Source organism: Rubinisphaera italica (genome assembly GCF_007859715.1).
GTDB lineage: Bacteria > Planctomycetota > Planctomycetia > Planctomycetales > Planctomycetaceae > Rubinisphaera > Rubinisphaera italica.
In genome coordinates, this window is record NZ_SJPG01000001.1 from 3,410,619 (window position 1) to 3,422,900 (window position 12,282).

11 protein-coding genes are annotated in these 12,282 nt (G+C 48.4%); 2 read left to right on the forward strand and 9 right to left on the reverse strand.

Features of this window, described 5'->3' with window-relative positions; genetic code table 11:
* Nucleotides 1–4: 4 nt before the first annotated feature.
* Nucleotides 5–3,358 carry a PD-(D/E)XK nuclease family protein gene (locus tag Pan54_RS12645; RefSeq protein ID WP_146503829.1) on the reverse strand — a complete coding sequence of 1,118 codons (3,354 nt, stop codon included), beginning with the start codon at nt 3,356–3,358 and terminating at the stop codon, nt 5–7.
* 247 nt (nt 3,359–3,605) lie between these two features.
* On the opposite strand from Pan54_RS12645, the gene Pan54_RS12650 reads away from it, so the two are divergent.
* The gene (locus Pan54_RS12650; RefSeq protein WP_207310129.1) at nt 3,606–5,117 is read left to right on the forward strand and encodes an SDR family oxidoreductase; all 1,512 of its coding nucleotides are present in this window, start codon (nt 3,606–3,608) and stop codon (nt 5,115–5,117) included.
* A gap of 13 nt (nt 5,118–5,130) precedes the next feature.
* Here Pan54_RS12650 and Pan54_RS12655 read toward each other — a convergent pair whose 3' ends face one another.
* The 6 genes from Pan54_RS12655 to Pan54_RS12680 form a co-directional block, all read right to left on the reverse strand.
* Nucleotides 5,131–5,541, reverse strand: coding sequence for a hypothetical protein (locus tag Pan54_RS12655; protein ID WP_146503830.1), 411 nt, complete (start codon nt 5,539–5,541; stop codon nt 5,131–5,133).
* A complete protein-coding gene (locus tag Pan54_RS12660; RefSeq protein ID WP_146503831.1) occupies nt 5,538–5,813 on the reverse strand; it encodes a hypothetical protein in 276 nt (91 codons plus the stop codon). The genes Pan54_RS12655 and Pan54_RS12660 overlap by 4 nt, the downstream gene beginning before the upstream one ends.
* A 49-nt stretch (nt 5,814–5,862) precedes the next feature.
* Nucleotides 5,863–6,117 (reverse strand): hypothetical protein, encoded by a 255-nt coding sequence (locus Pan54_RS12665; protein WP_146503832.1) that lies wholly within the window; start codon nt 6,115–6,117, stop codon nt 5,863–5,865.
* Nucleotides 6,118–6,199: 82 nt separating this feature from the next.
* Nucleotides 6,200–7,612, reverse strand: coding sequence for a COG3014 family protein (locus tag Pan54_RS12670; protein ID WP_207310130.1), 1,413 nt, complete (start codon nt 7,610–7,612; stop codon nt 6,200–6,202).
* A gap of 105 nt (nt 7,613–7,717) precedes the next feature.
* Nucleotides 7,718–8,389 carry a penicillin-binding protein activator LpoB gene (locus Pan54_RS12675; RefSeq protein ID WP_207310131.1) on the reverse strand — a complete coding sequence of 224 codons (672 nt, stop codon included), beginning with the start codon at nt 8,387–8,389 and terminating at the stop codon, nt 7,718–7,720.
* Nucleotides 8,390–8,673: 284 nt separating this feature from the next.
* Nucleotides 8,674–8,886, reverse strand: a complete 213-nt coding sequence (locus Pan54_RS12680) for a hypothetical protein (protein WP_146503834.1) — start codon at nt 8,884–8,886, stop codon at nt 8,674–8,676.
* Nucleotides 8,887–9,447: 561 nt separating this feature from the next.
* Here Pan54_RS12680 and Pan54_RS12685 point away from each other — a divergent pair.
* Nucleotides 9,448–10,440: a DUF1559 domain-containing protein gene (locus Pan54_RS12685; protein WP_146503835.1), complete on the forward strand. Its 993-nt coding sequence runs from the start codon at nt 9,448–9,450 to the stop codon at nt 10,438–10,440.
* A 70-nt stretch (nt 10,441–10,510) separates the two neighbouring features.
* Here the strand turns inward: Pan54_RS12685 and Pan54_RS12690 are convergent, their stop codons facing one another.
* Both Pan54_RS12690 and Pan54_RS12695 read right to left on the reverse strand, forming a co-directional pair.
* Nucleotides 10,511–11,311, reverse strand: a complete 801-nt coding sequence (locus tag Pan54_RS12690; RefSeq protein WP_146503836.1) for a metallophosphoesterase family protein — start codon at nt 11,309–11,311, stop codon at nt 10,511–10,513.
* A gap of 53 nt (nt 11,312–11,364) precedes the next feature.
* Nucleotides 11,365–12,273 (reverse strand): radical SAM protein, encoded by a 909-nt coding sequence (locus Pan54_RS12695; protein WP_146503837.1) that lies wholly within the window; start codon nt 12,271–12,273, stop codon nt 11,365–11,367.
* Nucleotides 12,274–12,282: the final 9 nt, after the last annotated feature.

Sequence of the window (12,282 nt, forward strand, 5' to 3'; positions counted from 1 at the left end):
GACTCTATTCCTTCTCGATTTCATTCTCTGGAGAATTTGTCTCCTCTGTAACGGGTAAGTCAAAGATCGTCCATTGCTTTTCCAGAGAGTCCGCAACCACACGCACCTGATTCACGCGGCAAACTCGATTGTATGGGCAATAACTTGTGCAATCTTGATTCGGATTCACAACCGGGAATTGAGCTTCGCGCAAAGCCTGGATCATTTGCGGAAGAATTCGATCCAATTCCTCGGACCAGAATTCGACAAAAGCCTCTCCCAGTGGTTCCAGTTTTTTCTTTCGCTTGTTGACGAATCGCGGGTCAAAACCTTTTTCCTTCATTCCCCAGTAACCAATCAACCAGGGAGTTGCATCTGGCCCCAGTAAATTCAAACGAATCACCGCAATCGTGTACAGAGCCAACTGCAGTTGAGTCCCGCGTGAAACATCGCTCTCCTTGAAGCTGGGAGGATTCCCGGTTTTGTAGTCGATAATCGCAAAGATATTTCGCTCCTGGGCACGTCCGACATCTATCCGGTCAATTCGCCCTTCAATCCGTATTGGGGTTTCGTCATTTCCGAAAATCACAGCATCAAGTTCCTGCGTCGGCTCTGATCCCCAATCCCAATCGTCATCATTTTCCCGGGTGCGACCAAATGAAATTTCGCGGAACCGGGGCTCGAGTTCATGCTCCCAGTCGGGATCGAAACGATCGACATAACTCGAGCTTTGTGACTGATACAGCTCTGCCCATTCCGAAATCAATTCGGTTTCAATCTCATCAATGGCCTTTTGTAAATCACTTCCGGCAAACAACGTTCCTGCTTTTTCCTGTAGTAACTCTAAAAACTTGCGGGATAACAATTGCCCTTTGCCAGAAGGGTCTTCATCGAGTAATTGTCGCATTTCGGTTTCATGCAGGCGGGCCAGCAAATCGTGAACGATATTTCCCCGTTTGCGATAGTCCGTCTCCAGCCGGGGTGCAACTTGGGGCTCGATTTTGAGCACTCGCTTGAGGAGAAACTGAAACGGGCACGAAGCATACTGCTCCAACTGAGAAGCACTAAACGTGTACTCTCGATGATAATGCTCCGCAACGGTGCGGCGAATTCTCGCCTCTTGCAACTGACCCTCGTAGCGAGTGAATCCGTACTCTTCAAATCGGCTCCCATTCATTCGAACTGCAGCCAGCAGCGAATGCATCTGCGCAGATGAACTCTGCTGAGATATCAGCCAGCTGAGTAAACCAGCCTTACTTTCTGACATGTTCTGTACGGCAAGTAATCGGACATCTTCTGCAGTGAGTAAAGTCTCAGCCGTGGGAATGGGAGAGAGCTGTTCGACCTGCGTTTCAACATGTGTCGACTTCTGAAATAATGTTTTGACCGCTTGATAAAATGGACTGGCATACTGCGGCTGTCCTTTACTCGACACGTACGAATAGGAGAGAGTCAAATTCGTTGTTGCTCGTGTCCCCAGACGATAGAAGAACTGCATCTCATCGAGATATTGCGATGTCCGATGCTCGAGTTGAACACCGAGTTCAATCCAGTTCTGTCGTTCCTGTTCGCTGTAAAATGGTTGATTTTCAGCAGATGCCGGGAACGTCCCTTCCTGTAATCCCATAACAAACAGGTGGTCCACTTTTAAATGACGGGCATCGCTCGCATTAAGTATTTGCACCTCTCCGGCTGTGGCACGCCGAGCAGGAACGACCTGCGTATGAAACAGTTCTTCCAGCCATTTCAGGAAAGTGGATAAATCAATCGATTTCTGTTTCTCGGGCAGCAATTGATCCTGAAAGGCACTGGCGTCGCTCAGCAAACCGACAATCAAATCCCACTCGGATGCCTCTTCCTCACGAATGGAATTCTCCTCACTCTCACTGACAAAGAATTCGTGAGCCGTCGCAATCAATTGCCGAACAAAATCGCTGTAACTTCGTTTCTTCTGAAAGAGCTTGAGATTCTCGTCGAGTTCCGAAAGCGTCTCTAGGGCGGTTTCCAGTGAGGTCGTTTCGATCACCGAATTCGAATCCGCTCTTGTTACCATCGACTGCAGACCAGCCAGAATTTCCTGTCGATTCTGTCTTAAGTTCAGGTGCCTTAAAATTTGCAAAGTCACACCCGCACGTTGCCCCGCTCGATTGAACTTACCTGAGGTTTGAGTGAGAAGTTTTTTTATCGAGGCATATGACCAGTCGTGAGTCGACACATTCAGCAAAGCCGACATCGATTTTGCCAAAGGGAGCGAACTGACTGCTCGCGAAAGATCCACGCAATACGGGATTCCAGCATCTGTCCAGATATCTTCAATGGATGGAGCCGACTGAAGTAAATCTCTTGAGGTCACTAAAATATTCTGAGGAGAGACACCAGCCAGCAAGAGCGATTTCACCCGTCTTGCCGTCTCGCGGATTTCCGTCCGCGATCCTGAAGCGGCTACGAGATCCAATCCTCGCGAATCTTTCGCAGGAACAAGCCGACGCAGGTTCCCGAACAACATGTCGTTAACGACTGACAATCCGATTTGCTTATGAGAATGTCTCTTCTCTGTCGAACTCGCCAGAATACTTTCCTTGACTTTTAACCCGGATTTTCTGGCATGCTTGCACAATGTTTGCATGGAACGCAATGGCTTGACCCATAAGTCCTCTCGGTCATCATGTGGATCATGCGGAAACGTCACATCGATTTCGTCAGCATGACCTGCCAGGGCACCCAGAACGGCATACTGAGTCGAAGTAAAATCGGTAAAGCCATCCACAACCACATAACGCAACTTCGGAAAAGCAGTCCAATTCCCCTGGGCCAGTAATTCCCGAGCCAGCCAGAATCGCCCTTCAGAATCGTACTTTCCCCATTCGAGCAGTTTGTCCTGATAGCGTTCGTAAAGTCGGCAAAGCTCTTCATCCTTGAACGATTCCGGGCGACTGTTGAGCGTCTTACGAAATGTCTCCGGCCAGGTTTCTTCCCGTTTTAATTCCGAGATAAACCGGGCCAGCAAATTCACAAAGCCGGAAGTCCCCGCCACCTTCTGGAAATGACGCAGTTCTCTTGCCTGCATCGCGTCCTCAACAATCTGTCGTAGCAACATCCGCTGTTGATCCGGTTTCAACATCGATGCCTGGACATTCGACATCCGCAATAACTTCTCAGCAAACTGATCAAACGTCACCACTCCTGGTTCAAAGCAGACTTGTAGTTCGTCATCAAATAACTCGAATACCAACTGTCGTGCAGAACGATGCGTTGGGGTAATCCAAAGCGTCTGTCCGATTTCCCCGGCTTGCATGTTTTCCATTAATACAGAGCGATATCGCTCCAAACAGAGAGTGGTCTTCCCCTGCCCGGTTTTTCCTGTCACGACATTTAACATAATGGATAGCTGTTGTATGAAAGTTTTAAGCGTAAAATTATTGGGAATGTCGTGTTATTGTAACATCTTTATGGAAGGCGGAAACAAGGTAAGAGGGCGACTTACGGAATGAGACTCAACACGACTCAGGCCATTTGTGTCTCTTGAAGTTCCTCAAAAAAACACAGAATTTGAAAAGTCACAATTGTGTTCAGTTAAGACCAGATTATAAAACAGCAATAGTTAGATAAAGTTGTATAGATTTATCTTGCGAATTTCTGACCCTTTCCTTGGCCCACCTCCTTTGATTGACCAATCCAAACCCAAAATTCTTGTTACCGGGGCAACCGGTTATATCGGCGGACGAATTGTTCCTAAACTGCTCGAATTAGGATATCCGGTTCGATGTCTAGTGCGTAATCCCGCCAAGCTGGAATGTCGCAGTTGGCGAAATCATCCCAGATTGGAAGTGATTGAAGGGAATGTCAGAGATCAGGAATCGATCACGAAAACGATGGCTGGTTGCGAGATCGCATACTACTTGATTCATTCGATGGAATCAGCTGGCGGAGACTATGCCAAAAAAGATCGCGAACTGGCCGAACATTTTGCGCGAGCTGCTCAAGCTTGTGGTCTCAAGCAAATCATTTATTTGGGTGGTCTCGGTGAACTGGGTGAGGGATTGAGTCAGCACTTGAGTTCGCGACGCGAAGTGGAATCAATTCTGAACAGCTCTTCTGTTCCCGTCACGGCATTCCGGGCAGCTGTCATCATCGGATCCGGTTCAGCCTCTTTTGAAATTCTCCGTTATCTCGTTCAGCGACTTCCCGTCATGGTCACTCCCAAGTGGGTCCAGACGGAATCACAACCGATTGGCGTCGATAACGTCATCACTTATCTGACGGATTGCCTGGAAGTTCCCGAAACCCGTGGAAAGACAATCGATATTGGTGGGGCTGATGTCGTACGTTATGAAGAATTGATGCGAATCATGGCACGTGAATTGGGACTTCCCAAACGCTGGATTTTCCCTGTTCCTGTACTCACACCGAGACTGAGTTCTCTCTGGATCGGACTCGTCACACCGGTCAGCTCAAAAATCGCCCGGCCACTGGCAGAGGGATTAAAAAACCGTACGGTTTGCCGCAACGACCTTGCTCAGCAACTCTTACCTCAGGAGAAATTACTCACGGTCACCGAAGCAATTCATTCCGCGCTCAATCATACTAACGAGGGCGACATTGAAACGAACTGGTCGATGGCGGGAAAGATTCCCGGCGATCCTGACTGGGCGGGCGGGACTGTTTATCGAGATGAACGAACGACTGATATTGAAGCTGATTCTGAAACGGCCTACCGAGTCATCTGCACCATTGGCGGGAAACATGGTTATTGGGGTTCGGATTATTTGTGGCGTTTTCGTGGTTTACTCGATCAGTTGATCGGAGGACCCGGATTGCGTCGAGGTCGTCGTCACCCGACTCATTTACGATACGGCGAAGCGGTCGACTTCTGGCGAGTGCGGAAAATTGTCCCCTTCAAACAACTCACACTCTATGCAGAAATGTGGGTGCCAGGAGATGCTGAGTTAGACTTCACGATTGAACCAATATCAGACTCAAAATGTCGAGTGACCCAAACGGCTCGATTCCGCCCTCGCGGCTTGACCGGAATTCTCTACTGGTACAGCGTCGCCCCGCTGCATCATTTCGTTTTTCAGGCGATGCTCAATGGCATTCGCAGGGAATCCGAAGAGAAATTTCAGACACAAACCTCGTAGGACAGAGGCATCATCAAACTATTGGCCGATGATTATGTGGATCGTCAATCGCAAATGCTTCAACTTCGAACGGGTTATCCCGATACGCTTTCCCACCTCGCATCCAGACAATGCCGGAGAGTAGAAAATAAGCCGGCACAAATAATGGGCCCCATTTTTCGTACTGCTTAACATGGACACGTTCATGATTGCGAGTGAAATCCAGAGCCGCCTGATTCCGAGCGAGGATCACATGACCAACCGTAATCGCAATCGCACCAATCGGTGTTCGTTCCAGAAGCCAGCAGGCTAACCCGCCCTGAAATTCGAGTGTGTGGTCAACACGTCTTCCACTGCCGCCTGTCGAGCAACTGATCAAACCGATCACCAAACCGACCAGACTCCAGGGGCTGACCCAGATCCATTTGAGTATTTGAATGATCATTTATTGAGTATTACCAAGTACAGCGTTCTGATTTGCCATTCGTAAAAAGCCTGAATCCAGTCATATTTCTCAATCAGATATCCGAGTGGTGCGTAAATCATGCTAAATATCGACTCCACACCCGAATATTCTTTTATTCCACTAACCTCCAGCAAGAAAATAACAGGCACAGGACTCAGCGGATAACACAAGAACAATATCAAGACAAATAATGCAATACGACCACCAGATCCAGCAGCTGAAGAATTCGTCACCTCTTCCGAATTACTCATAATGGTACCACCTTGAACTTGGCAATAATCGGTTCGCATGCCCCTGCAATCAAATCCAGTTCAACAACTCAAACTGCCAATCATAAAACGCTTCGACCCATTCTAAGTTGTCATAGCAATAGACAAGCGGAGCGTAAAATCCGTTTTCAACGGTTCCCTCCATCTGTGGCAGATAGAGTTTTACGACCATCAGCACTGGCAATGGGCTGAGAATATAGATTACGAGTGCGAGAAACGCGAATAGGAGTGAGCGAGTCAAATGGTCAATGGGCTTTGATTCGGTCGAGTCGTGTTGCTCGCTCATGATGGCTTCCCGTCTCTAAGTGAATGAAACTTTATCACTCACATCATGATACGCGAAAACCAGTCTGAAGAATACCACTTAATCAATGATACGTCTTCACCTGCACCTCGCCGATGGCTCGATCCGTTGGGAAAGAACCCAGAACAAACGAAGTGCGTCCATTCTCCACATTGACATCAACAGCGACGGGAACTCCGTTGACACCAGGAAGTTTTTTCGGCGTCAGTTTCAACACCTGTGGACCAGCGGGTAATTCGAGACGGAGAACCTGAATTCGGTCCGGCAATAACGACCAGCAGCGTGTGTCTGCTCGTTCGGTCGCTTCCCAGGCAACGCCCGCAACGGTAAACAGCAAATCGAGTTCGGGAGATTTCTCGACATTCAAGCCATCTTTCATCGCATACACGGCTCCCTTTTTTGCGATACGTCGAGCTACCGCGCGAGCGATGATTTGATCTTTCTCGAGGCGATTCTGCTCAATCGCCAAGTTCGAAACGTGCATGATGGTCGTCGTGGAGCCGAGTGGTCCCTGTCCGTCGGAAACTTCGATGCTGTCGAGCGTTTGATGCGGTCGAACAACCCGAGGCACCCGCACCGGAGCCACAGTTGGTGGCAATTCATACTTTCCAATAGCCGAGAGAATTCGATCCGCAATCAATAGAGATACCGTTGTTGGAGCCTCAACCGCTTCTTCTTTATAAGGACCTTCACCCACAAGGCTGATCACATACACCACACCATGCCCGGGTGAAGAATGGCGTCCCGTTTCCGCACGAGCCAGATCGATTTTGGCATCACGGAAATCCGGCTGCCAGTTGGCAACCTGCACCCGGCAACGGGAAACATCGTCGTAATCGAGTGGCGAGCTTTCCAGCACTGCCGCCCGCAAATAGGAACCAATCGCCAGTTGTTTTGTGAGTGGTGTGTAATCGATTGGCTGCTGATTCGGATTTTCCTTCACCTGCTTGGAAGCCTGCAGGAATTCCTGCTGCTTGCTGGTAATCTGTAATGCATATGCGGGAACGTCGCCTCCGCTGTGCATCAGGTTAGAAAGAGCGAGCATCACGCGAATCAGAATTCGTTCGTATTCTTCGCCTGCATAATTCAACTGACGATCATCGGTGAGCAGAGCCTTCGCTTTATCGGCATACGATCGCTGTTCGAGTTTATCGAAGCGATCTCGAACGACTCGTAAAGTCTGTTCAGCCTCGGCTGCATTTCCAGCCGTCAGTTGCAAGATGGCCCTGTCCAGACTGACAACATCTGCATCGTGACTCTTCTTATTCTTGGCAGGATCGGTCTGAGCCAGAGCAGCCGAAATATTTCCACTATAAAATGATGACCGCAGCGCAGTTGCCTTATCAGCATGAGTCGCACATCCACTCACTATGATTAAGACAAATAATAGACACAGTTTTAGCGAACAAGCATATCGTTCCCATGTCCGTTTCCGGTGACACATTTTCAGGGAATGATTACAGGTCACGTATGTCATGTTGACAGCCGAAAATCAGCGATTTGGCATGTAGGGTGCGTCTCGACGCACCTTTCTCTGAAATTTTTTCCAGTGAATGAACAACTCAGACAGCGGTCCCTACAACTAATACTGGAGCATTTTACCGACTGCCGATTTGTGATAGCCCTTGCGAATCGTGGCCGATTCTTTGTCATAAGAGCCGTCGTAGACATTTACCATTTCGAGAGTGAGCAGATAATCACGCTGGTAATTATTCTTATTACTGGATGTTGTCCCGGATGTGATTTTGGCAAACAGCAGGTAATCGAATGGTTGTTGCATCTGCTCAAGAACGGCTGCAAACATTCGCTGGTTGGCTGGAATGAATAAATCTCCGGGAGCCAGATGCGATTCCCGTAAACCGGCTTCCACAAACCGACGGCTGATCATGCGGAACATTTCTGAGGAGTTGACCATCGAATCGATATGTTCGTAAATCTGTTCTTTGAAGTCGCCGACTTCTTCGATGCTTTTGTTTTCGACGCCCATAAAACAGACATGCTTAATGCAAGGCTGCTGGACACCGATGGCTCCCTCGTGAGAAACTGTTTGAATCGTCTGCATTTGACGGCCGAGCAGCTTGCCGACGGATTCATCAATGAGTGGCTTCCAGGTTTCCGCACCGGCAGTATGACTGCCGACCATGTCTTTGTCGCTCTCATCGAGTATATGCGCGACCTGACGACCTTTGCAGCCGATGAAGGTGAAACCGGTTGCAGTCAATGCAAACTGTGACAAAAAGGAGCGTCGATCCATGACATGACTCCGCGAGCGAATGAAGGTGTGGTGAGAAAGAGGGTGAACTTTCGAAGGTGGGATTCTGTAGTTCGTGAATCATATCCTACGAAAGCAAAGTTCCCAAATTATTTTTTCGACACAATCGTTACCCAGACTTATTGCATTATTTGTAATAGTCCTGGCAATTCAGCGAATAACCCGGCACGAAAAGTGTATTTTAGTACACTTCCCAGGGCGACGACTGCTTTTGACTGAATTTTCACCTCGTAACTTGCATTAGATCACGAGATGGCGATACTGAATTAAACTCCTTCAGACATGCTCCCTGCCAAAATCGCATTTCGATGTCCAAACCACTTTCCAGATTGATCGCTCAGGCGAACCTCCTGCATTCTTACAGGAAGTGTGCATTGATCGTCTGGTTTACGATCACAACCATCGGACTCCCCCTGTATTCCCAGGCTGCCAGCCACCCCGATTGTCCTTGTGGTTGCCAAAGCCCATCCCCGGAGCATGCGGATTCGACTCCCGGTAAGAGTTGCTGCCAGTCTTCTACCCGTTCCACCAGCCCAAGTCGCTCGTGCTGCCAGAACAATTCAAGAAATAATGAGCCTCTTGCATGTCAGTTGAAAAACTTGAGCGAGAACACACCTCAATGTAAATCGACGGGATCATCCACCTGCAATTGCAGTTCCAGCATAACACTCTCTAATAGTCATCAATCATCATCTCAGAATCCGAATCTGAATGCATTGTGTCGGTGTGGCAAAGTCAGCACATCTCACTTATCGCTCACAGAAATCCTGGATGTTCCTCCCGAATTGGGACAGATCGCTGGTTCTGAAATCATTCAGAGTTCAGTCCCAACCCTCTCGCTCTACGAGAGCCCACTCAACGAACTGCTCACGCCCCCTCCGAAAGAAGAGACTTGCTGAATTCTCTTTACATCTATTGCTGAATAGTCTGATTCCCTGAGTTTTCTCAGGTGAATCACTCCACGTATGCAAGTGTCAAATTGACTTGCTTTGCGTCGTTTTCAGCAGTTCTCTCTTATTATTTTCAGGGGTTCTTGCGCAATGAAATATTGTCCTTATCTGGGAAGCCGTCGCGCTTTCACACTGATCGAACTATTGGTAGTGATTGCAATCATTGCAGTCCTTGTCGCCTTATTGCTTCCCGCTGTCCAACAGGCACGCGAGGCGGCTCGGCGATCCAGCTGTAAAAACAATCTCAAGCAAATCGGAGTCGCTCTGCACAACTATCACGATACCTTTTCTGTATTACCTCCAGGCTATATCGTGCGTAATATCGCTGCCAGTCAAATGGCGAGCATGGAGACCGCTCAAAATGGTCCCGGCTTTGCCTGGGGAACAATGATTCTTCCTTATGTCGAACAACCTGCCCTCTACGATGGCATGAACTTTGAGGGGAATGCGACTGATACTCAAAACCTGGCGATGGGGCGTAGAACCATTTCGACATACCTCTGCCCTTCCGATCCTGCTCCTCAGACCTTCACTGTCAACGATGGCACAAACGATTATGAAATCGCGTCTGCAAATTATGTGGGCGTTATCGGCTACGGAAGTGTCTCGATGACTCCAGGATCTCCAGCTGGAAAAGGAGCATTCTACAGAAACAGTCGCACGAAACTTCGCGACATTACCGATGGCACCAGTAACAGTATGCTGGTCGGTGAGCGGACCTATCAACACAACTTTGTGCAGGGGGCAACTCCCGCAGCTGCGAATTCGACCTGGTACGCAGCCATCCCCAATGTGGAACGCAACGCAGGTATGATGTCGATGCCAATGATGACCGAATGGCAGGGTTCACTTGTATTAGGGCATGTCGGCCAACCCGCTATGACGATGCCGATGTCGATGCCAGCCATGACACACACTCCCAATACCACCAACCATATCGTCAACTTTTCCAGTCCTCACAAGGGAGGAATTCAATTCCTGATGGCAGATGGTTCGGTTCACTTTTTGAGTGAAAACACGCATTATGAAACCTACAGAAATTTAGGTCAGATTGATGATGGAGAAGTTCTCGGAGAGTTTTGATATTCCGAAAAGTGAATTCGGTAATGCATAAACGAACTTTGGACCTCGACTTTATTGTTGAGGTCCTTTTTTAATATCGACCGCGTAATCGTTCTTTCCCAGGCAGAACTTCCAGACAGGTCGTCCACCAGCCTGTCCGAATGGTTTCCTGAAACTCTACCGGCAATTCTTCCGACTGCATCTCTGCAACCAGTCGTTCCCAATCGTATTCAATGGGAATGAATTCCAGTTTGACCTGCGATTTCCCCTGCGACTGACTCACTTTAACTAATGTATACCAGACATGCTTATCCCCATCGTTCGCCGGCCTTCCCAGCACTCCAACATTGACAAACTGACGCTCACCACTCAACTCCCGCGACCAATGTAATCCCGTATGAGTTCCTAAGATCACATCAGCTTGATAGTCATCGGCCAGGCAGTTCAAAAAGTGTGTGCTCGTGGTTGATTCCCAGAGGAATTCGTTCGTACGGCGAGGGCTGCCATGACAGAGCAAAAAGCGCAAGCCTGCGACTTCAAATCGAATTTCCACTGGCAATTGTTTCAGCCAGTCGCAATTTGCTTGACTGGTATTTGCCAGCGTGTAATCGTAACTGATTTGAGCAAAATGATTATCACGGGGATCGGTATAACCACACTGACAATCATTCAATCCATTGCCGATACTGTGATCGTAATTTCCTTGTACCGTTTGCACGTCATTTTCGATCAGCAGCGGAAACACACGATCAGGATACGGTCCAAATGCACCCAGATCACCCAGGCAAAACAATTCTTCGGCTCCTCGAGTTCGTGCATCTTCAATCGCAGCGGTAAGAGCAAGATAGTTGTTATAAATTCCACCAAAGAAGGCGAAGGTCTGTCTATCCATGTCACAATTTTCGCCAGATTTTTGATACGTCAATGAATTATTATGCAGGCTGATCAAGAATCCTGACTTCTCCTGGAAGAAGGATTCGTACAGATGGCACCGTATTGATAACACGTGTAACACGCACCGTGCGTCAATTCAAATGGTCGTGTCGCCTCGTTCAGAGTCTCGCCTAAAATCGCACCCGAGGAATCGATTAGAATTGGACAGACCGCAATTCCACGATCAGTCACCACCCGGCTATGACTACACAGCAGTTGACTGGCATCGTAACCGTCCATCATATCCGGTGTGATTTTTTCATAAGTTTCATAACCACTCGTCCGCTCGACTTCCGCTCCTATTTTAAGGCGAGGAAGTATTTTCAAACGGGGGCGTTCATTCCCCGCTCGCTTGAGCGTTTTACGAAACTGATTCAAAATTTCTTCGCTTTCCGAATCTTCCCAAGTTTGCGTCATCGTCACGATTGGTAGAAAACCATAAGCACTCAGTTTGCGAATACCCTCCAGAGCCCGGTTAAACGTCCCTGCCCCGCGAATCGGATCATTAATTTCCGATGTTGGTCCATCAATGGAAACACGAAACTCCAGACTGTAAATCGAAGTCTCGGCAGCCGACTGCAAACGTTCCAGCCAGGCTTCTTTCAATACGGTTCCGTTTGTCAAAACTGTGACGGGACCATAATTGAGCGACCGTTCGATCATCGGCACCAGATCACGATTTAAGAAAGGCTCGCCTCCCGTGAAATAGTATTCTCGAACACCCTGGTCGACAGACAACCGTAACTGCTTTTCCACATCGTCCAAAGAGAGATAGCCGTATGTTTTATTGGTCGGACTGCAACTGATGAAACAATGATGACAGGTCAAATTGCACAAGGTTCCCGAAACCTGAAACCAGAGAATATCCAGACTTTCAAGTTCAACAGTGGGGACCTCTCGATTTGATGTCGTTGCGATCATTGAGCCCTT